The following is a 21,565-nucleotide window of genomic DNA, read 5'->3' as shown; positions in this document are numbered from 1 at the left end:
ATTCACGCCTGCGGCCTGGGCACCGAGCGTAGCATCTCTGCCACCCGGGGCAACAGCTTGGACTTGGGCATGTTGTTCTCGACGAGCAACAGCCCCTGCTTGTTCCACCAGGACCCGGGGTAGGCCTTTCCCTCTTCGAGCTTCCACTCCAGCCCCAGCTTCTCGACCGCTTTGACGATCATCGACATTTGAGGTTCGGGTATCGCCAGGTTCTTGGGGACCCTGCGCCCCTCCGCCCGGGTACGAGAGTTGTCAAAATACTCCGGCCACAGCACCCACGCCTTGTCCGCGTCGAAGACCATGGTCGGTCAATCCCCCAAGAGGGATAAATGGTTTGGCCTACTCCGAGAGGAGAACGGCGTTGACGGTGCCGTCCTGTCCGGGCCGGGAGGTGATCCTTGCCATACCGATGTCGGTCTGGATGGTAGCCCCGCGGTTCATGATGTTACGCTGAACGTAGTTGGGGTTGGCCGGGTTGACCTTGACGGTGACGATCCTTACCCTCTTGACCTGGTTGGTCTTGGGATCCACAACGTTAGCATAAGCAGCGCTGAGCATCTTGACCTTGGTGTTGCCCCCCATGGTGCGGTACTGCCTGAGGCTCTCCTCACCGAGATTGGTCAATAGGGGCTCGCGCCCGATCTCGTAGCGCCTCTTCTTTCTGTTATTCACCAGGCGGCCACCGGTAGGCTTCCGCTTCGACTTGCCCTGCCACAATGCCATACTAATCCTCTGCCACTAAAATAAAGGTGATATAAAAGCCTTTGTTCCCCGACAGCCTCCCCGCCCCGCCGAATAGCTGGCGGCGCTAACCTCCTATGATCTGGTAATGAAGATGCCCAGATGCTGGACAAACACCGTGTCGGGGGCAGAAGGTGAGACTCCCAGGATGCTGTGCCATCGCTCCTCGAAATCATCTATCGGAAGCATCTCCCGGCATTCCTCTAGGGCGGGATCCTCCAAGCACACGTGATCGTTGTCGACGCCGATCACCACCATGTAGTGGCCGTGGTCCCAATCGTCGGCCCACGAGAAATCGCCGCTCTGCTCCTCAGCCCACGCCTGGGCCACGATGATGACCGGTATCCCTTCCTGTACGGATAGGGCGAGGTCTCTGACGGTAAGGCCCGTCTCCATGGTTGCGGCGAAGCCCAATTCCTTCGCCACTCGAACGATGTCCTCCTCGTGGGTCCCGTGGTGGGGCGAGGTATGCAGGCGACCCATAAGTTCGCTCTCCGGCAGGTCCGTCCCCCAGTATGACAACACGGCCTGGAGGGATGCTGCTCCGCAGGAGTAGTCGGTGCCCTGGGTTACGCACGGCACATCGAAAAGGATGGTTGCGCCAGAGTTCTCCATCGATCTGATTGATGGCCGAGCGCTCGGCGCGCACCGCATGACATTCAAAGATGATGTCCCCAAGATGATCCCCTAGTACCGGGGTGGAGGAGGACCTTAATTAATATTTCTATTAACTAATGTTATGCTCTTGGCGTGGAGATCAATTCCCGCCCGGCCTCTGGAGCAGGGTGGCCTTGATATCCTCACCGACCTCCAGGAGGGCGGCATTCCCGTCCTTGGCCGCTCCCGGGTTGAGGAACAGGGTGCCGTTCCTCTCCACGATCCCCCGGGCCTCGTGGATATGGCCGGATAGCACCGCCCGGGGATGGAACTCGTTCACCAACCGGAGGATGGTTTCGCTCCCCACATGGAGGCCGCTGCCCACGAGGTCGTTGATGCCCTTAGGAGGCGCGTGGACCGCCAGCACCGCGTTCCTCTCCATCAGAGGCCGCAGGGCGCTTTCGATGTCTTCCTCCTCCAGCTCGAAGGGGGTTTCGAAAATGGTGGGGTTCGAACCCCCCAATCCTATGAACGTGATGCCCTCGACGGCGACCTTGCGCTTATGGAGCGATATCGCGTGAGCCTCAATCTCCCGACAGACGAGCTCGGGCGGGTCGCAGTTGCCCGGTATGGCATAGGTCGGCCGGTCCAGCCGGGCGAGGAACTCTCCGGCCCATGATCCGGGGCCGAAGTGGGTGATGTCCCCCAGGACGATGTAAGCATCCGCCCGATGCTCGGCCGCCAGAGCCTTCGCCCAATCGGCTACGCTCTCCCGCCCATGGATGTCCGAAAGGACCAGGAACCGCATCATGATACCTCCTTCATGTCCGTCCCGGTTCAAATATCCTTTTCACAGGCCCAGCATGCTCAGGCCCACGGTGCCGTAGGCTAGGGCATAGGCAGCCAGGTAACCGAGTATAGCGCCGGTGTTGAGGAAGGGCAGCCCCGCCTGGGGATTGCCCCGCATAACGATGCGGAACAGGACCAGGTAGCCGAGCAGGCCGCCGATCATGGCCCCCGTCGCCGCCCACAGGTTGGCCGTTAGAAGCGGCGCCGCGGCAGCGGGAAGGTAGAGGGACGCCGAGACCACCAGGATGCCGGGGATGACCGCGTCCCCCACCCCCATGAAGAACGCCTCCCTTTCCCCACCTTCCTTCTTCACGATCCCTCCCTTTTCGATCTTGTCCATGGTGAAGCCCCTCTCCTTGGGGACAACGAAAAGCACCGGCAGGCGCAACGGAGCCACGCCCTCGGCCAGAGCGACCATGTGCTTGGTCTTGTACACCGAGATCGCGTCGTAGATGGCCATAATCACCAGCAGGATGACCACCGGGAGAATGCCCAAGGACATTCCCAGTATGGCGGTGACCCCCACCCCGATGATGAGGGCTACAGCATCGATGATGTACCACTCCCCGCTTTTGGCCAGCAGGACGAGGAGAAGGGAGGCGATGGCCAGCGAGGCGATGAGCGCCAGGATGCCCTCGCTGTCGAAGAGCAGGAAGATGGGCAGGAAGACGTAAAGCAGGGTGATGAAGATGCTGACGTAGAAGATGGCCTGGACGATGCGTTGCCGCCCATACTTGATCAGGATCAGGATGATGGCAGTCATCACCAGCACCATGAAGATGTAGATGAACGGGTTGGTCGGCGAGTTAGGATCCGGGAACGCCGTGAACTCGGGCAGGAACAGAGGAGCCAGAAGGACAGCGCAGACCTGCACGAGGATATAGATGCCGGCCATCGCCAGTAGGGGCAGGTTCTTTCGCACGCCACTACTAGGTATTCCGGCTAGATAACGATGCCGAGGAGGGAACCGTTCTCGCTCTTCGAGCCCCAGGCGGAGGTGGCGGGGCCCCCGTCAGATCGGTTTCTTAGCTTCCTTCCCGGTCAGGTGTTCGATCTCGATCTCGACGATGCAGACCGCATTCCAGCCCCTCTCGATCTCCCTTCTTCCCTCCTCGGGAAACTGAGGAGAGTACTTCTCGTTCAACTTCTCCAGTGCTTGGCGGCGGGCACGGTCGTCGGTGAGCACCCTCGCTCGACCGAAGATGATCACGCTCCGATAGTCGGTGGCGAACGCCTGGGGAACCACCTGGTCGCTCTGGACCACGCAGAACGAGACCTTCTCACTATGGCGGATGCAGTCGAGCTTGTGCCCCTCCCGTGCACAGTGGAATATAATCCTGCCGTCGTCGTAGGCGTAGTTGAGGGGAACGGCGTATGGATATCCATCGGGCCCCGCCGCTCCAAGGATGCCAGTGGAGCACGATCTTAGTATATCGAGGCACTCATCGCCCGATAGCGCCTGGTTCCTTCTCCTCATCTTGCCGAACATGTCCGGACCAACGCGCCCCTCGATGAAAAAGTTGGCCTGCCGGCGGGCGAACAACGAGCGGGCCCAACAGGTCAAAGGTCCTCCGCGGAAGCTTCTGCCATAATCTTTATCTAGTGGACAAACCTCGATAAAACACGTGAACACAGGGTTAACAACTACCGGTTCCACTTATCCGGTCAGGCTCGAGAAGGCCAAGAGCCTGGCGGACATCTTCGAGGTCGTCAAGGACGCGGTGCAGGCTCAGCTTGGGCTGTCGAGGGGCGGGCTGATGCTGGGGATCGCCGAGCTGGGCGGTCGTCCGGACTCCTGGGTCGGGGGCTTCTACCCGGTCGCCACCAACATCATCGTCATGAACAAGGGGCCGATGAACCGCATACTTCGGGAGCAGCCAGAGCTCTACAAAGCGTACTGCTTTCACATCCTTCTGCATGAGTACATCCACACCGTCGGGTACATGGATGAGGCTTTGACCAGGAAAAGGGCGCTGGAGATAAGCGAGAGACTGTTCGGCCGTGAACACCTCGCTACCAGGATGGCCGCCGATATCACCCAGTTCTTCCCCTACCTCACCTACGCGGTTCCTACCGAGCCGCCCGAGGACCTGAACATGGAGCTGGTCAAGGGGTTCGACCGCTCCTGCGCCAGCTATATCTTCTGAGGTCCCTCTCGGCCAGCGGCCGAAGCGGGGGCCTCCCAGTACTTCTTTTTCGCCGCCTGCAAGTACATGGGTATCGAAATCAGACCGATGAGGGCGGCAAAGACGAAGCCAGCAGTGGGCGAGCTCGAGTCCAGCAGAGCGCCCAAGGCCATGGAGATGACCGCTCCGGCGAGGTAGGTGAAGGAAGCGAACAGGGAAAGGGCGGAGGCCCTGATCCTCGACGGCACGAGGCGGTTCCTCCAGGTCATCATCGGGGGCCATCCCAGGCCGGTGGAGAGGCCGCACACCGCGAACAGGAGGCAGGACGCCGCCAGCCCCGGGGACAGCGCCAGCAGGACGAACCCGACCACCAGGCCGGCGCTGGACATGGCCATCACGCGATGCTCCCCCCAGCGCTCAGCCAGGCGGGGAGCGGCCAGGCTGCCCGCAGCGCTTGTGAGCATGAGAACCGAGAAGTAGATACCAAGGTACTCCTCCCCCAGCCCGATGGCCACCAGGTACGGTTGATAGAGGAAGAGGTAGATCACCGAGGTGATGTACCTAAAGGTCTCCCCGGCAGTGAGGAACTGCAGCGCCCTGCTGCGCTTGTAGAAGCTCAGACTGTCGGCGAGGATGCTCTTCAGCCTAACCCTCTCCGCGCCGTAATTCTCCGGCAGCCTCGTCCACACCAGTGATGCGCACACCAGGGCGATGATGGCAGCTCCCAGAAAGGGCATGTTCAGGGAGAAGAGCACCAGTACGGAGGCGATGATTCCCCCGACCACGCCCATGGTATAAGATACGCTCATCATGACGGTGAAGGCATGGGGAGCCTCACCAGTCCGCCCCTCCTTGCTCAACTGGTCGACGATCCACGCCTCGTTGGATCCATTGAGCAGGGCCCAGCCGGAAGCCCAGAAGGCTTCAGCCACCAGGAACATGCCGAATGCGCGATTGAAGGCGTAGATGACCATCGATATGCTCATCACCGCGGCCCCCAGGGCGAAGCACCGCCTGCGCCCATACCGATCGGCGAGGTTGCCCATCGGCAGGCTCAGCAAAGCGCTGAGGATGAGGTTGACAGCGTAGATGACGCTCATCTGCAGATAGCTCAAACCGCTGTCCTGCAGGTAGAAGATGAAGTAGCCCTGGAAGACGTACATCGACAGGTTGGCTAGTCCCATTGCTAGGACGTACTGCCGTGCCGTACTTCCTAGGCGAGTGGAGAAAAAGGACGTGGGACCACCTGGCATCGGACGGGGCGGTCCCCCGGGGGCCTCAGCTCAGCGGTGCGTCGGCCGGGGCCGGCACCGAGAAGGCTACGTTTCCGGAGATCTTTTGGATCTTCACCTTGAGCTTGGTGCCCTTGGCGGCCCCAGGTACGTAGATGATGTACTTGTCGAGCTTGGCCACCCCGTCGCCCTTGCGGCCGACGTCCTCGACCATGACCTCGTAGATGCCGCCTTCCTTGATGCCTTCCTTCTCTGCAGCTCGGGTGGACTTCCGCACGTTCACGGGTCGGTGGGCTCCGCAGGCCTCGCACTCCAGGACGAGGATGCGGCCCTCCTTGTTGATCCTCGTGTCCGGCTTACCGCACTCCGAGCACAGCACGAACGTCTCGGTATAGTTCATGATGCGGTCGGTGACCTGGGCCGGGGTAAGCTTGGCCTTCAGCACGAGCCGCTGCCCCTCAATCTGCCCTGGTGTGCCCAGCTCCCGGAGCAGGTACTGCAACAAGTGATCTGGATCCCGGCGCAAGGCGTCGACGATCTGCCCATAGTTACGGATGACGGTGATCTTCCCCTCCAGGAAGATATCCGGCTCTGGAACATGAAACCTCTCGTGCTTCTCGATGGTCTCGGGAAGCTTCTCCTTGGCACGACCTAGTAATGATAAGTAATCGTCATCAGGCATAGAATCCATTCTCCCAAGCTGCTCCGGCGATATAAACCTAGCTATGTGCTGGAGAGCCCGCGAGGCGGACCAGACGATCGGCGTAGTCAACCCTCAAGCATCATCTCGGAGAACGAGAACCTGCGCTGGGGGCAAGCTTCCTCGCAGCGGCGGCAGGCAGTCCCCAGGCATCTCCCGGTGTCGACCATGAAGCGATCACTCTTCTGTGTTAATGCTCTCTCAGGACAGGCTTTGACGCATCGCAAGCAGCGGTTGCATTCCCACGAGCCCTCAAGGCGGACCGAGATGTCAATGATATCGAGCGACCCTCCGACCTCCCAGATATCCGTCCGTCTCCTTCGTTCGATGATCGTCGGCTCCCGGGGCGGGACGGGAACGGGCACTCCTAAGGAGGCGAGGTTATTCAAGTACCTCTCGCGAGGCATGCCCTCCGTCCAGAATGCTAGTTCCTGGAGATATATGTCGCTGAAGGTTGGAGATGTGGCAAACATCACATGACGGGCGAGCAGATGGCTTCGCATGTCGTTGAGGCGGTCCAGGAGCTCAGGCTCCACCGCGAGATCCTTGGCCAGCTCCAAAGAGGTGTTGCCCATCTGAACGATCCGGGAGGCCAATGCAGGCACCATGCCGACGGACTGGGCCTTCCTAGCGTCGACATAGGTGCCGCTGGCCCCGGCCATGAACATCGTGCCCAGGCTCCCGGGGTCGAGGCCGGCCTCGACCATTAGCGTCATGTGCCCGGCCCGGATGGCTCCGATAGCCTTCCCCACTTCCAACAGGTCCGCCGTGGTGAACCGGACCCCACGATCAAGCAATATGTCACCTCCCGTAATGCGTGGCAGTATCACTCGCCCCATCTCTGATCCTGCGCATATCAGGGCGATGACTCCAGTGCCAGTTATGCCCTTGGCCCGGAGGCCCCGTAGTTTAAGGGCATTGCTTCTCAGGCCGATGAGGGCGCCCCCCTGGGGCTCGAGACGGTCGTCAAGGACCAGGGTCTGCCACCCCTCGGGAGTGTGTATGATGTCGCTGATCGCGCCCGGGGAGGCCAGCATGCCCGCCTTGATCGACTGTCCCTCGATGGCCGGACCGGCCGCGGCCGAGCCAGTGTAAATGTCATCGCCGACCTTCAACGCCATCTCGGCGTTGGTGCCGTAATCGGTGACCATGCACCGATCGCCCTCCAGAAATCCAGACTTGAGCATCATGGCCAGCGCATCGGCGCCGATCTCGTGGCGGATGGCCGGGGGAATGAGCACCTCAACGTCCACTCCGAGACCGAGGCTCCCTCCGTTGGCGATATGACCTCTGCGATCGGGGGGCTCTATGCCCTGTGATCTAAGCTTGTTCTTCCCGGCGTATGCCAGATCCCTGATCTCGATTCCTTCGAACAGGGATATCTGTATGGGGTTTCCGCACACCGCGATCCGCTCCAGCGAAGCAGGGTCGAGTACATTGATGATTTGCCTGACCGCCCCGATCAATACCTCGTGGGCCAGCGCCAGCCCCTGCTCCATAGCGAAGTCCAGGTGATCCATAACATTGGCCCCGGGCAGTGGGTTGCGTGACGTTAAGCAAGTTCGGAGGACCTTTCGCCGTCTGAGGTCGAGCAGCTGCCCTCGTATTCCACTGGTCCCTATGTCGATCGAAATCGCCTGCATCATCTCTCCCCCGTGGTCATGCTAACCACGGTCTCGGCCACCTTGCGGAGGCTCCATTCCATACAGGTTATGTCCCTGACCTCGACCTTGGTATCAGAGCTTCGGATGCCGCTGTGCTCCATGTACTCCCGTAGTTCGTCAGTGGCCTGTTCGATGGCAAAGACGACCGCCCGCTCCCGATACCCGGACACCTTCTGGCCGTCGCCGGTGGTAGCATGATCGGCGATCACCTCATCGCCTTGAACGAGCCCGGGTTCGTATCGGAGCATTACCTCCATCCGACCCAGCACTTCGGTGCAGACCGCGCCCATGGCGTTGCCCACCTCATGGTGCGGGGGAATGATGATCGGACAGTCGATCCATCCCGTCACAAGGTCGAGGAATGAGTGGACCGGAGCGCCAATCCCCACCACTGGAATCTCTACCCTGAGGATGGGTCGGAGGGTCGCCTCCTCGGTTGATACCAGGCTTCCGTCGCCCTTCAGAAAGTAAATCAAGCTTTCGGGGACGGCGATAGCCGGTGCGATCTCCTTCATCAGCGACCTCATAACATGGATAAGCTCGGCATTCTTGGCTGCCAGGTACAAACGGTCCTCCATTCCCAGCACTCTGGTGAGGTCGCTCCCTCTCACCACTATAGCCTGGGGGCAAGCTTCCAGGACCCCCCGGTAGGCGATCAGCTCATGCTCGGGGTTCCTTGCTTCGAAGCGGGCCGAGATGACGAAGGAACTCTTGGCGCACCTGTGGATCGCCGACCGTAAAGCCGGTAGACCCAGGAGCCGGACCTCCGGACCCGTGGGATCATGTCTCCCATCGATCACCGCGACCTCGCCGGTATTTTCCATCGAGCGTTTGGGGGCGATGCCGATGCACAGGGCGAATACATCCTTCCTCGTGCCCCCCACCATAGCGTTGGTGGCGAGAATGGTAGAGACACATAACCGGGACAGAAGGAAGGGGGAAGGAATGGACAATGCGGAGAAGCATCTCAACACGCTTGCCGGCAGATCTCCCTTCTCAGTTGGGACCTTGGTCGTCTGGATGACCTTTGTTCCCGGCATCTCCAGAAGCACGCAGTCGGTGAAAGAGCCGCCAGCACCGATTCCCGCCACGTTCAAGCTATCCCTCGGTCAAGGAAAAGGGAAAAGGTTTCCGCCTAGTGGAGGGCGTTCCGGGTCTCCTTCCAGTCTTTGCCCGAGCAGATCTCCGAGGCGATCTTGACCGCATCCAGCGGAGACCTCCCGTAAACGGAGTTGCCGAAAGTATCCACGAAACTCTTGGATACAGCCGCTCCACCGCAGGCTAGGGGAACGTTGACACCCTCCTCTTCAAGAGTCTCGGCCGTTCTCTTCAGACCGGCCTTGGTCGTGCTCATCAGGGTAGAGCCGCTGATCATCTGCAGCCCATTCTCCCTGGCCGTGGCCACCACCTTAGCGGTGGGGACGTCCCTCCCCAGATCGAGGACGTCAAAGCCGTTGGCCCTCAGGATGGCCGCCACTATGTTCTTGCCGATATCGTGGAGGTCGCCCTCGGCCACGAAGGTGGCGAGCTTGCCTTTCTTGGGAATGTCTCCTAATTTCGCCTGGCAAAGCTGGATGCCGCCCTGCATGGCGTCATTAGACATCAGTATCTCCGGCACGAACGCCTTACCCAGATCGTACAGTTCGCACTGGGTCTGAATGCCCGGCATCAGCGCGTTGGTGACCAGGTCCACCGGATCCTTGCCCTGGTCCAGTGAGGAGGAGATCAATTCCTTTACCCTTGCCCGGTTGCCAGCGATGACTGACTCAGCTATGGCGGCGTAGGATGCCTCATGGGGGCGGTACTTGGCCCTGATCTCTTCGACCGTAGGCATCTTGGAATCTCCGGTCGTCACGTCGAAGCCCAGCTCAACCAGCATGCCCTCTTGGATGAGCCGCCGGTAACGTGCAGGGTCTCTTGCCCTCAACTCCAGCATTTCTTCTACCAACACATCCATGTGCCTGACCATTACATACCACCTCCGAGACTCTCGGCCCTCATCCTCCTGGCTTTGCCCGCCCCGATCTCGCGGACCATCGACTCGACGTCATCATAATCCGGGATGGGGGTCTCTCTGCACGCTCGCACGTACGCCTTTAGGTTGTCCAGGGAAGTTCCATAGGACACATCACAGGCCGAGCCCACGACATCCACACCCTGTCGGATGCATTCCACCGTACGGGCGTAAACCTGCTCCGGGGTGCCGTTAGGCATGAGGTCGATGACATCCAAGCTCCCCAGGATGGACATCCGGTTGCCCAGGGTCTTGCGGACGTACCATGCGGGTACGCTGTCGAAGGAGAAGCAGTCGATGTTGCTCTCCCGGATGTAAGGTAATAAGGCCCGAGTATTGCCGCAGATATGAAGGATCTGAGGGCAACTGATCTCAGCGGCCATCCTCCTGTGGTACGGGAGAACGAACTCCTTGTATGTTTCTCCGGAGATCAGATCCCCCGAGGCCGAGGGGTCGGCCGGGAATAGCATGTGCGCCCCGTAGGCGGTCTGCAACCTCCCATACTCGATGCAGAAATCAGTGGCTGCATTGATGAACGTATGAGCCTTATCTGGATCGGTCACGGTCATCATCACCAGGTTCTCCACCCCCGCGATGTGTCCGGCCACCGTGAAGGGGGCCGTCAGGACGGGAATGATCGGTAGGTTGCCGTCATATCGCTTGCGCAATATGTCTATGGCGCCTAGCACATGAGGGATCCTTCCTGCTTCCTCCAAATTATCGGGCCAGGTGATGTCCCCGGGATCAATGTAGGCTGGCCCCATCACCGGGGGCCTATCTGGTTTGTTCCAGTCCAGCTTGCACCCCAGGACTTCGGCCTCCAAAGAAATATCGAACTGCGGCCTGGCGGCCTCGATACCGCACACCTCATAAGGTGCCGCAGCCAGATCGGCCATCATCTTTGCGTCGAAATGGGCCTTGGGCCACTCTGCGTTTGCGAACCTCATAAGTTCGTTCGTCGTCTGTGCGAGAGGATTCGCGGGCGGAACATAGTCCACCCTTCCTCCGAGAACTGCAGCGAGTGCTCTACGTGTCGGTGTCATTTCACTAGCCATTGAATGCCTCCTCCATCGGACCTAGCACGACGTGAAAAGACCTCATGCTTGGTCGCTTCATCACCGTCTTCTAAGTTATTAAAAGTCGAACATGGATGGTTTCTCCATCCAGAAAAGGAAAATTGTAATCAGATCGTTTGCAGCAAGCATCATCATTGTCACACCTCGGTAACGTTTCACCTATCTATCGCTACATTGATGTCTCCCGACACCATGTTCGGGGCGATGGAGATAAAGGAGTTGACCGATGGGCTGTTGAAGTTGAGCGAGGACCTGGGTGCCGACCTGTTCGGGATCGCCCCGGCCGAGGGGTTCCTCGACGACAGCTACAGGGGCGGCCGACCCCAAGCCATCATGTCCGATTGCCGCGCGGTGGTCGTGGTAGGGGTCGCCCTGCTCCAAGGGTCCATCGAGCCCCTGCCCCAGGGGCGGGGAGAGTACACCAACTCGCTGCTCGCCGCCACGGTTCGTCTGCGGCAGATATCCTTCGATCTCGGACGGTGGCTAGAGCGGCGGGGACACCAAGCGACGATCGAGCCCGCGGAAGGGAGCGAGTTCGGTTACTGGTACGCAGACCGGGAGACGCTCAGGGGCGGCATATCGCTGCGCTACGCCGCATATTTGGCCGGACTGGGGCAGTACGGTCTGAGCCAGAACTTGATTACCGACCAGTACGGGCCCCGTGTCCGGTTCATGGGCATAATCACCGACGCCGACCTCGGGCCCACCGACCGGGAACGAAGCCTGCTGAGCGAGAAGTGCAAGGATTGCCGCCGATGCGTCGAGGCCTGTCCGGTGGGTGCCTTATCGGCTTCCGGAGAGATCGATCGCCATAGGTGCAAGGAGTACATGTTCGGCGAGTTGGGGGGACTGCGATGCGGGATGTGCCTCAAGGCCTGCCCGGTGAAGCGCCCGCTGGGCTGAGCGAAGGCTCGAATAATTATCGGCCGTTAGTCGGTAGGTTGGGCACCGATCTTCAACCAAACACTGGTAGGGTAGCATTACGAACCTCCGGGCGGAGCTATGGATCGGGGTGAGGTCACCGGGCGCGAGGGATATTATGTCGATGAGGTCGAGGAGCATCGCCAAGTTCGGTCCGTTCGATAAGGTTCGGAGCTAAAAGGAAGAGGATAAATGGTTTCAGAGGACCTGGCGGTCCACCCGCTGGGCCTTGTGCTCCAGGGCCGCCCTGATGAGGCCGACGTGCAGGGGCGAAGGCTTCTTCGGCCGGGACTTGAACTCTGGGTGGAACTGGCAGGCCACGAAATACGGGTGCCCCTTCAGCTCCCCTATCTCCATCTTCACGCCGTCCTCGGACCGACCAGTGAACTCCCACCCCGCGCTCTCCAGGCGATCTATGAAATCGGGGTTCACCTCGTAGCGGTGCCGGTGGCGCTCGGCGATCTCGGTCTTGCCGTACAGCGCCGCGGCCTTGGACCCTTCCTTGACCAGGACCTTCTGGGCCCCCAGCCTCATCGAGCCGCCCATGTCCTTAACTCCCCGCTGCTCCGGCAGGAGGTCCACCACCGGGAACTCGGTGTTGGGATCCAGCTCAGTGGTATGGGCCCCCTTCATGTCCAACAGGTCCCGGGCGATCTCGATGGTGGCGATCTGGAAGCCCAGGCACACTCCGAGGTAGGGAATCTTCTTCTCCCTGGCCATCCGGGCGGTCATGACCTTGCCCTCGATGCCCCTGCTCCCGAAGCCTCCGGGGATGAGGATGGCGTTGCAGCAGGCGAGCTCTTGCGATATCCCATCCTTCTCCACCTTCTCGGAATCGAAGAACCGACACTCGATCTTGGTTCCCAGTTCGGCCCCGGCGTGATGGAAAGCCTCCAGATGCGAAAGATAACTGTCAGCGAGATGAGTGTACTTGCCGACGATGGCCACCCGCACGGTGTTCGACGGGTACAGGATGCGGTCGAGGTACTCCCTCCACGCGCTGAGATCCTTCCCCTGGGTATCGATGCTCAGCCGCTTCAGGATATAGTCGGTGAGGCCCTGCTCCTCGAGGACGATGGGGACCTCGTAGATCGACTTGGCATCCGGTGCCGATACGACCGCTTCCAGCGGCACATCGCAGAACAGGGAGATCTTGCGCTTAATCGAGTATTCGAGCGGCTCACACGCCCTGGCGACGATGATGTCCGGCTGGATGCCGATAGCCCTTAGCTCCTTCACCGAGTGCTGGGTGGGCTTGGTCTTCTGCTCTCCCACAGTACCGAGCATAGGGACCAGGGTGGTGTGCACGAAGAGGCAGTTTTGACCCCGCCCCATCTCGGTGTTCATCTGCCTTACCGCCTCGAGGAAGGGCATGGACTCGATGTCGCCGACCGTGCCCCCGAGCTCGACGATGCACACGTCCGCCCCGGACGCATCGGCCACGGTCATCAGGCGGCGCTTGATCTCGTTGGTGATGTGCGGAATGATCTGCACGGTCTTACCGAGATACTCCCCGGCCCTCTCCTTCTCGATGACCGTGCGGTACACCTTGCCGGTGGTGACATTGTGATCGCTCCCCAGGCTGATGTCCAAGAATCGTTCATAGTTGCCGAGGTCGAGGTCCACCTCGCCCCCGTCATCGAGCACGTACACCTCGCCGTGCTCGAATGGATTCATCGTACCGGCGTCGATATTGAGATAGGGATCGATCTTGATGGCAGTGACTTCCAGGCCGCGAGATTTCAGGAGTCGGCCGATGGAAGAAGCAGTGATGCCCTTCCCCAATCCAGAAATGACCCCACCAGTGACGAAAATATATTTCATCGTCTCCATGGGATTTGACCATAAACTTTGGGCGTATTTAGCACTTCCGAGATGTGTAGCCAGTATCAACGTCGTCCAGATCGTGTGCGGGTCCAAGACGACATGATGCTAAAGTTAACCCCATATCGCTGCTCGTCCTTCGGAGATCAGCAATTTGTAACATCTTGATTCCCTGCTCCTGCGGTGTTGGAGAATGGTCTGTATCGATTGAGCAGTGATGAGGTAATTTTCACAAAGACGGCTCTATCGCTAACGCATCAGAAAAATGAAAAAACTGACAATGACGTTCGATGCAATTGGTTTTGGTGCTTGGTATCCTACCAGGAATTGGGCAGAAAGAGGCAACGATTGCCTTTCCTTGCTTTGTTTGTTAACGTAGGAGGTGATCCATCTGCAGGTTCCCCTACAGATACCTTGTTACGACTTAACCCTCCTTGCTGAATCTCAGTTCGAAGGCCCCAATTAGAGACATCCTTACTGAAACCCAACTCGGGTGGTTTGACGGGCGGTGTGTGCAAGGAGCAGGGGCATATTCACCGCTTGATGTTGACAAGCGATTACTACGGAATCCAGCTTCATGGGGGCGGGTTACAGCCCCCAATCCGAACTATGGATGGGTTTCAGGATTGTCTTCACCTTTCGGTGTCGAAGCCCATTGTCCCACCCTTTGTAGCGCGCGTGTTGCCCAGGGGATTCGGGGCATACGGACCTACCGTTGACCTCTCCTTCCTCTGACTTAGCGCCAGCGGTCCCATTAATGTGCGCCTCCTCCGGAGAAGAGACTAGCAATTAATGGTGAGGGTCTCGTTCGTTATCTCACTTAAGAGAACGCCTTACGGTACGAACTGACGACGGCCATGCACCACCTCTCGGAAAATCAGGTAAAGTCATCAGCTTGACCTTCATATATCCGTCGCTCCTGGTGAGTTTTTCGGCGTTGAATCCAATTGAACCGCACGCTCCTCCCGTTGCGGTGCTCCCCCGCCAATTCCTTTAAGTTTCATCCTTGCGGACATACTCCCCAAGCAGCAGGCTTAACAACTTCTCTCCGGCACTGGGCGCCCACTAAGGACCCCCAACACCAAGCCCGCAGCGTTTACACCCTGGACTACCGGGGTATCTAATCCCGTTTGCGCCCCAGGGCTTCGTCCCTCACCGTCGGATCCGTTCTAGTCAGACGCCTTCGCCACCGGTGGTCCTTCCAGGATTACAGGATTTTACCCCTACCCCAGAAGTACCTCTGACCTCTCCCGGTCCCAAGTCTCCCAGTCTCCCCGGACTTCGGACAGTTAAGCTGCCCGATTTACCCAAGGATTTAGAAGACCGGCTACGGACGTTTTAGGCTCAATAATATCGACCACCACTAGGGGCGCGGGTATTACCGCGGCGGCTGGCACCCGTCTTACCCGCCCCTTACTCCTCCTGTTTTTTAGACAGAAGAACAGCCAACACAAAGTGCTGGCACTTGGAATTCCCTCGTCGGGGTTGCCCCCATTGCGAAGTTTTCGCGACTGCTGCGCCCCGTAGGGCCTGGACTCATGTCTCAGAGTCCATCTCTGGGCTCCCTCTCTCAAGGCCCATATCCGTCACGGGCTAGTGGGTCCGTTACACCCACTACAGCCTGATAGACCGCAGACCAATCCTAAGGCACCGGAGTTTTCGGCCTGAAAGCATTCCAGCAGATCAGACCTATGGGGTATTATCCTCAGTTTCCCGAGATTATCCCCCTCCTTAGGGCATGTTATCCACGTGTTACTGAGCGGTCCGCCGAGACCTTACGTCTCTCGACTCGCATGTCTTAATCGTATTCCAATAGCGGTGGCCGCCGGCAGGATCAACCGGAATCCATTCCTTAAGCAACAGAAGTTGCCGTCAGGACACACAAACTTATAGGTTGGCAGGATTACCAAGTTTCACCAGCGTAACCACGCTGTGATATTATTCCTTGTTCTTGCATTATATTGGGTTGGTTACATTGCATCGAACGTCAGAACCAAGAGAGCACGCGAGATTCGCGGAGATCTTAGTTCTCCATGTCATGTGTACGAAGCTTTGGATACGATCGCATCATAGCCGGCCTTTCGACCGTCGCTCAGGACCGTTTCGCAGCATCGTTTGCTGTCAAACGCAGCTTTCCCTCGAATGCAGATGTTATATTTAAGCATTTGCATGCCCGGGATTTGCGTTTTTGCGAGGATGTGTATGTTATTTTACCACATCCGCGCTTTCCCCACTAAAACCGAAGTCATATATAAGCCTTTTCACGCAGGGTGAAAGACTTTTTTCTTCGATTCGTGTGTATGGGAGATATGGGTTCTGTGTTATTCCATATCTCACAGCTGAATCTCCTTATTCAGCTCTGGTATATAAGGTTTGCGGCAGTGCTCTTCCTTCGTGTGTTCCACCCGTTTGGAAGGGCACCCGCCGCCATTTTTCGCGGGCGCTCGCCGGCCGATTTGGCCGGTCGCGACGAGTGGAGCGAGCGATTTATGGGGTTGGATTGCCCACATTATCTGCCTCTGATGGTACCTTCACTATATACAAATAGTATCGGAGGAGCGTTCAATGGCGACGAAGAGCCCATATTGCCCAACATGTCGACCCATCTGGAATGATTGCCAAGCATTCCTGGGACAAAAAAGTTTAAGTGAGACATCTCATTGTGTGGCATCAGAGCGGAGGTGGCCCAGCCCGGTAAGGCGCAGGATTGCTAATCCTGTGACCGCACGGTCTCGGGGGTTCAAATCCCCCCCTTCGCGCCATTTTTGTATCCAGTAATCCGAAAATACGCTCAATTTAGCCGTTTCGATGCATGGGCCAGATGACCCACTAGCGTCACAATATGCTTATTTTTGATCTTCCGAGGATAGATATTGCCCTGGGGCGAGGCGCGCTCAGTGTACCCGCCATTGCCTGGAATGGGGTTAGGGGTTGCGGAGCCTCCGCTCCCCTATTTTTTCTCCTCCTCTTGTTTTCGATGGAATGTGGTTAGGAATATTATGAATAGGGCGGCAACTACCACTACGACTCCAATGACTATTGGCATCTCGTCGTCAGAGGCTCCGCCGTGCTCCGAACTTACTACGACCAGGATGGTGACCTCACCGGCATTCGCCGAGACGTTCTGCCTACCTATCTCCACATTATCTTTGGTAATGATTAAAAGATAAGTTCCAGGAGTAACATTGGTGAATTCGAAGTATCCGTTCGAGGTGGTGATGGTACTATTGCCATTGCTGAGCAAGACGGTCGCGTTAGCGACCGGGTTGCCGTCTGAATCCACCAGCGTTCCATTGATGATGCCTTCGTTCTCCAGGGTCGCGAAGGACCACGAGCGGATCATCTCATTCCCGGCCAGGTCTTTACCGCTGACAATCACATTGTAAGTGGAGCCGTAAGCGAGGTCGAAGGACCGAACGAGGGTGGCCATATTGCCGTTCCATGACAATGCGCCGTCGATGCCGTTAACATACATCTTCACTGAGCTCTCATCCATCGCTTCGGAGAACGATGCGCTAATCGCGGAGACGATCGCAACGTCGTTCCCGCTCGGCGATATCAGCGCCGTCGGGGCGAGAGTATCAACGATCACGATCACGCTAGCTCCCTGAACATTTTGAGCAGCATCGAAAACATCGATGTCGATCACATGTTCGCCGTCCACAAGGCTGAGGATCTTGGTACGGTCGCCCGCCCCGAGGAGTTGCCATGCACCGCCATCAATGCGAACGAGGATGTAATCCACTCCATTTTCGTCGGAGGCCGACCAGATGACCGTCAGCGCTGATGAGTTGACCCTTGTTCCTCCGTCCGGTGAGATGATGGCGAGGCTGGGCCTTATCGTGTCGACAGTGACATTGACCTCAGCCATCCTCTCATTTCCTGATCTGTCCGTCGCTATTATCCTGATATGATGAGGCCCATCGGTAAGGTCATCGAAGGTATGGTCTGGTCCAGACGACCGGACCAAAGCGCCGTTATCGATCGCGACATCATAGTAGGCGATCCCGGAGAGAGCATCGCTTCCTTCCCACGATACTGTCGCCGAGCCCGTGTTAACATATGAGCCGTTGGCAGGAGAATCGATCGTTAGTAACGGCTTGACCGTATCGACAATGAACACGACAAGCGTGGTGTTCTCGTTGCCAGCGCCGTCGGTCGCTCTCAGCGAGAAGGTATGCTCACCATCAGATAGGCCGGACCAGAGATAGTATCCCGCTCCGCCGGCATCCTTCCAGGCCCCGCCATCGAGGCGGTATTCAATATGATCGATGCCGGATCGGTCATCGCTGGCGCCCCATCTGACCTCTACGCTCCCGCTGTTATTGTAGGTGCGGTTGCCCGGAGCATCAATGACCATTGTTGGTCTGACCAAATCCACGACGATGGTCACGGACGTGATGTTGCTGTTCCCCGCGTTGTCGGTTGCCCATAGATAGAAGACGCGGACGCCGCTGGTGAGGTTTGACCAGATGGCCTGTGAGTCGGCGGTCTCAATCCAGCCGGCTCCGTCCAGACTGTATCTCACCGAATCCAGGCCGGATATCGTGTCGTCGGCCTTCCACGTGATGGTTACAGAACCGGTGTTATTGTACGTATCGTTCTGAGGCGAGAGTATCGTTACCATTGGCGTAACGAGGTCAACGATGAACGCCGCCTCAGCGTACCGCTCGTTGCCCGCCTCATCCAACGCAGAGATGCCAACGACGTGAGCCCCATTCGTGAGGCTGCTGAACGAACGGCTCGCCTCATAGGCCCTTACTGGCGTCTGTCCGTCTATGCTGACATTGTAGAAGGCGATGCCTGAACCATTGTCGATTCCGGACCATTCCACGGTCAGCGAGCTCGCATCGACGCACGAGCCGTTTGTCGGCGATAGGATCGTCAAGGTAGGCCTGGTCGTATCTACCGTGAACCCCACTTCGCTGGCGTTCATGTTTCCAGCGTAGTCGACGACCCTGAGAGAAAAGGTGTGGGGGCCGTCCGCAAGATCGTTCCACGCATAATTGCCAGTGGCACTTGTAGTGATCCAGGCTGCCCCATCAAGGTTGTATTCGACAGCCTTGATGCCGGATCGGTCATCGGTGGCGGTCCATCCCATCAACACGCTGTCAGTGCTGCTCAACAAGCCATCGGAAGGTGAAGTGATCGATAACGAAGGATCGACCACGTCATAGGTGACGGTTATGCTGGTGCTCATCGAGTTACCCACGCTATCGTTGAAAGTGTACACGAATAGGTTGATGCCGACCGCCAGATCCAGCGGTGCGGTGTTCTCATACGCTTTCCCGTTGGCAGCTATGACGTTGTTACCCACGAGAGCACCGTTCACATAGTGGCTGACATTTGCGCTCGATAGCCCAATCGAAGACAGGCTGCTCGAGGAATTCACCGTCACGGTTATCGATGATGCGGTGGAGGCGTTGGCATAATGCGCCGACGGTGTCGCTTGTACCGTAATGTAGATCTTCGGCAAGATTGCGATGCTAGCATTGGCACCGGCCCCGCCCGCGTTATGCGCCGATACGTTGAACTCATAGTTTTGGCCCGTGGTCAGACCAGATGCCAGGTAAGAAGTCGAGGTCACCTGGGCGACCTTCACCCCATTCTGATAAAGAAGGTAATAATCAACACCGGGACCGATGCTTGCGGGTGCCTCCCAGGAAAGGGAGACATTGGTCTTGCCCGGTATGGCCGTCAGATCGGTCGGAGCGCTGGGGGGACGAACTGGGTTTACTTTGAGGACGAAAGCATCCTCCGAACCCCCACCGTATGCGATCTGGTAAGCACCAGCGTGGGAAAAGTTCGATGAATTGGTTTGTCCGGTGACGTACGCGCATCCCGATGAGTCGACAGAGATACCATAGCCGCAATCGGAACCTCCCCCGCCGAGGTATGTGGAATATATGAGATTTGAACCGTCTGCACTGAGCTTGGTCACGAAGGCATCGCCCAAACCGCCATAGGCGGCCTGGTCCGCATCCCTGGTCGGAAAGTCGGATGACTCGGTGTACCCGACCACGAACGCGCTTCCCCCGGAGACAGTGATGCCGTAGCCGCAGTCGTCTCCGCTACCGCCGAGGTACGTGGAATATGCCAGCTTGAAACCGTCAGAACTTAGCTTGGCCACAAATGCGTCCGGCGATCCGCCGGATGCGCTCTGGAATGCGTTCAGTGTTGGGAAGATGGATGAGGATGTTTGTCCGGTGACGTATGCGCATCCCGACGAGTCGACGAAGATGCCGTAACCACAGTCTTCCCCGTTCCCTCCGAGATATGTGGAGTATAGGAGCTTTGAGCCATCGGCGCTGAGCTTGGTCACGAAGGCATCGACCGAACCACCGTAGATGGTCTGGAACGCGCCTATCGTTGAGAAGAGAAGCGAGTTGGTTTTCCCGGTCACGTACGCGCAGCCCGATGAGTCTATGGAAATCCCATAACCGCAATCGGAACCCAATAAGCCGATGAACGTGGAATACAAGATGTCTGAGCCGTCTGCACTGAGCTTGGTCACGAAGGCATCGCCCGAACCGCCATAGAGGATCTTGTAGTCAAAGGCGGGAAAGCCCAGTGAATAGGTTTGTCCGGTCACGTACGCGCAGCCCGATGAGTCGACGGAGATACCATAGCTGCAATCGTCTCCGCTACCGCCGAGGTACGTGGAGTATGCTAAACTGGAACCGTCTGCACTGAGCTTGGTCACGAAGGCATCGTCCGAGCCCTTGGACGTGGCCTGGTATGCATTGAGAGTGGGGAAGTTCGATGAATCGGTGCGCCCAGTCACGTACGCGCAGCCCGATGAGTCGACGGAGATACCATAGCTGCAATCGTCTCCGCTACCCCCGAGGTACGTGGAGTACAGGAGCTTTGAACCGTCAGTACTGAACTTGCTGACGAACACGTCGTTTGAACCGCCGACGTAGGCGGTGCGGTATGCACCCAGGGTCGTGGGGAAGGAGGACGAGGTCTGCCCGGTCACGTACGCGCAACCCGAAGCATCTACCGCGATACTGTATCCGGTTTCGACGCCGTTCCCGCCAAGATAGGTGGAGTATACCAGGGGGTCGATGACCAGCGCCCTCGAGGCGTCATGTCCGGCCAGTTTGAAAGAGTATACATTATTGCTCACTGCGAAGGACGCGCCTATCGCGTCATGGCCGTCCTTGTAGAATGCCGTGAGCGAGCCGTCAACGAGAGTGTTGTTGGTGGTAGTGATGATCATATCGCCGTTCTGCACCGAGATCATTCCACCGTCCACCCGGATAGCGATGAGGTCCGCGTCAGCATAGGAATCCACGGAGACCTCATACTTGAGCTTGCCATCGACGAAGTAGAATGAAATGCTGATGCCGCCCCACAGATCACGATATGTTATCCCGTCGTATTCGGAGACTCCAGTGTGCCAGGATCCTGAGTCGTTCCCGAGGAAATAATTGGATACGGAAGGGAGCCTGGTAATGCCGTCCGGTCTCACCTGCCTGGCGTTAATGAATGAGTAAGTGACGACATCATATCGTCCATCGGGTGTCGGCAGAAGGTAGGAGAAACCGTCAGAGGTGAACGCCGCCGCACCGAATTCAGTGGTCGCTTCAAAATAAACGCTCGGGTCCCATTGGCCGTCGTTCTCAATAAAACGGCCGAGGATCGTGGTGTTTACGGTCTTGGAGGTGACGTTGTCGCCCAACGTGTGGCCCTCGGAGCGAGCGCCCCCCATATCCGGAATGATCATGACCGGGAAGGCGATCAATAATGTTAGAACTGCTAGCGTGAGAAATAAAGAGTATTTTTTCGGCTGCGATCCCACGTCCCCACTCCCATATG

16 protein-coding genes, 1 tRNA gene and 1 rRNA gene are annotated in these 21,565 nt (G+C 58.1%); 3 read left to right on the top strand and 15 right to left on the bottom strand.

The genetic code is table 11. The annotated features are described in order from the left end of the window. Nucleotides 1-2: 2 nt before the first annotated feature. The 6 genes from SA339_08645 to SA339_08620 all read right to left on the bottom strand — a co-directional run bounded on the left by SA339_08645 (nucleotide 3) and on the right by SA339_08620 (nucleotide 3,751). Nucleotides 3-302: a signal recognition particle subunit SRP19/SEC65 family protein gene (locus tag SA339_08645; GenBank protein ID MDW5563279.1), complete on the bottom strand. Its 300-nt coding sequence runs from the start codon at nucleotides 300-302 to the stop codon at nucleotides 3-5. A gap of 37 nt (nucleotides 303-339) precedes the next feature. Continuing rightward, nucleotides 340-723 (bottom strand): 30S ribosomal protein S8e, encoded by a 384-nt coding sequence (locus SA339_08640; GenBank protein MDW5563278.1) that lies wholly within the window; start codon nucleotides 721-723, stop codon nucleotides 340-342. A 93-nt stretch (nucleotides 724-816) separates the two neighbouring features. Then, entirely contained in the window at nucleotides 817-1,323 is a 507-nt protein-coding gene (locus SA339_08635) for a cysteine peptidase family C39 domain-containing protein (GenBank protein ID MDW5563277.1), read from the bottom strand. A gap of 175 nt (nucleotides 1,324-1,498) precedes the next feature. Then, nucleotides 1,499-2,146, bottom strand: coding sequence for a metallophosphoesterase (locus SA339_08630; protein ID MDW5563276.1), 648 nt, complete (start codon nucleotides 2,144-2,146; stop codon nucleotides 1,499-1,501). A 42-nt stretch (nucleotides 2,147-2,188) separates the two neighbouring features. Then, entirely contained in the window at nucleotides 2,189-3,109 is a 921-nt protein-coding gene (locus SA339_08625; protein ID MDW5563275.1) for a presenilin family intramembrane aspartyl protease PSH, read from the bottom strand. 90 nt (nucleotides 3,110-3,199) lie between these two features. Then, nucleotides 3,200-3,751 carry a pyridoxamine 5'-phosphate oxidase family protein gene (locus SA339_08620; GenBank protein ID MDW5563274.1) on the bottom strand — a complete coding sequence of 184 codons (552 nt, stop codon included), beginning with the start codon at nucleotides 3,749-3,751 and terminating at the stop codon, nucleotides 3,200-3,202. Between the two features lie 61 nt (nucleotides 3,752-3,812). On the opposite strand from SA339_08620, the gene SA339_08615 reads away from it, so the two are divergent. After that, nucleotides 3,813-4,334, top strand: coding sequence for a hypothetical protein (locus tag SA339_08615; protein MDW5563273.1), 522 nt, complete (start codon nucleotides 3,813-3,815; stop codon nucleotides 4,332-4,334). Here the strand turns inward: SA339_08615 and SA339_08610 are convergent. From SA339_08610 to SA339_08585, 6 genes are all read right to left on the bottom strand, one after another. After that, on the bottom strand, nucleotides 4,322-5,497 hold the full coding sequence (locus SA339_08610) for an MFS transporter (protein ID MDW5563272.1): 1,176 nt from the start codon (nucleotides 5,495-5,497) through the stop codon (nucleotides 4,322-4,324). The genes SA339_08615 and SA339_08610 overlap by 13 nt on opposite strands. A 94-nt stretch (nucleotides 5,498-5,591) precedes the next feature. Further along, nucleotides 5,592-6,227 carry a translation initiation factor IF-2 subunit beta gene (locus SA339_08605; GenBank protein MDW5563271.1) on the bottom strand — a complete coding sequence of 212 codons (636 nt, stop codon included), beginning with the start codon at nucleotides 6,225-6,227 and terminating at the stop codon, nucleotides 5,592-5,594. An 86-nt stretch (nucleotides 6,228-6,313) separates the two neighbouring features. After that, nucleotides 6,314-7,888, bottom strand: a complete 1,575-nt coding sequence (locus tag SA339_08600; GenBank protein MDW5563270.1) for a methylamine methyltransferase corrinoid protein reductive activase — start codon at nucleotides 7,886-7,888, stop codon at nucleotides 6,314-6,316. Next, the gene (locus SA339_08595; GenBank protein MDW5563269.1) at nucleotides 7,888-9,000 is read right to left on the bottom strand and encodes a hydantoinase/oxoprolinase N-terminal domain-containing protein; all 1,113 of its coding nucleotides are present in this window, start codon (nucleotides 8,998-9,000) and stop codon (nucleotides 7,888-7,890) included. The genes SA339_08600 and SA339_08595 overlap by 1 nt, the downstream gene beginning before the upstream one ends. A 44-nt stretch (nucleotides 9,001-9,044) precedes the next feature. Then, nucleotides 9,045-9,878 (bottom strand): corrinoid protein, encoded by an 834-nt coding sequence (locus SA339_08590; GenBank protein ID MDW5563268.1) that lies wholly within the window; start codon nucleotides 9,876-9,878, stop codon nucleotides 9,045-9,047. Continuing rightward, on the bottom strand, nucleotides 9,878-10,966 hold the full coding sequence (locus SA339_08585) for an MtaA/CmuA family methyltransferase (protein ID MDW5563267.1): 1,089 nt from the start codon (nucleotides 10,964-10,966) through the stop codon (nucleotides 9,878-9,880). Before SA339_08585 ends, SA339_08590 begins: the two co-directional genes overlap by 1 nt. A 210-nt stretch (nucleotides 10,967-11,176) precedes the next feature. Between SA339_08585 and SA339_08580 the strand changes: the two genes are divergently transcribed. Beyond that, complete coding sequence (locus SA339_08580; GenBank protein MDW5563266.1) at nucleotides 11,177-11,902, top strand: 4Fe-4S binding protein; 726 nt, start codon at nucleotides 11,177-11,179, stop codon at nucleotides 11,900-11,902. A gap of 216 nt (nucleotides 11,903-12,118) precedes the next feature. On the opposite strand, the gene pyrG is transcribed toward SA339_08580, so the two are convergent. After that, nucleotides 12,119-13,753, bottom strand: a complete 1,635-nt coding sequence (pyrG, locus tag SA339_08575; protein MDW5563265.1) for a CTP synthase (glutamine hydrolyzing) — start codon at nucleotides 13,751-13,753, stop codon at nucleotides 12,119-12,121. A 368-nt stretch (nucleotides 13,754-14,121) separates the two neighbouring features. Beyond that, nucleotides 14,122-15,589 (bottom strand): 16S ribosomal RNA (locus SA339_08570). 830 nt (nucleotides 15,590-16,419) lie between these two features. On the opposite strand from SA339_08570, the gene SA339_08565 reads away from it, so the two are divergent. After that, nucleotides 16,420-16,506, top strand: a tRNA-Ser gene (locus SA339_08565). A gap of 188 nt (nucleotides 16,507-16,694) precedes the next feature. On the opposite strand, the gene SA339_08560 is transcribed toward SA339_08565, so the two are convergent. Continuing rightward, nucleotides 16,695-21,491 (bottom strand): Ig-like domain-containing protein, encoded by a 4,797-nt coding sequence (locus SA339_08560; protein MDW5563264.1) that lies wholly within the window; start codon nucleotides 21,489-21,491, stop codon nucleotides 16,695-16,697. Nucleotides 21,492-21,565 lie beyond the last annotated feature (74 nt).

The organism is Methanomassiliicoccus sp. (assembly GCA_033485155.1).
Classification (GTDB): domain Archaea; phylum Thermoplasmatota; class Thermoplasmata; order Methanomassiliicoccales; family Methanomassiliicoccaceae; genus UBA6.
The sequence above is the reverse complement of the archived record's forward strand: the minus strand, read 5'-3'. Positions and strand labels throughout refer to the sequence as shown.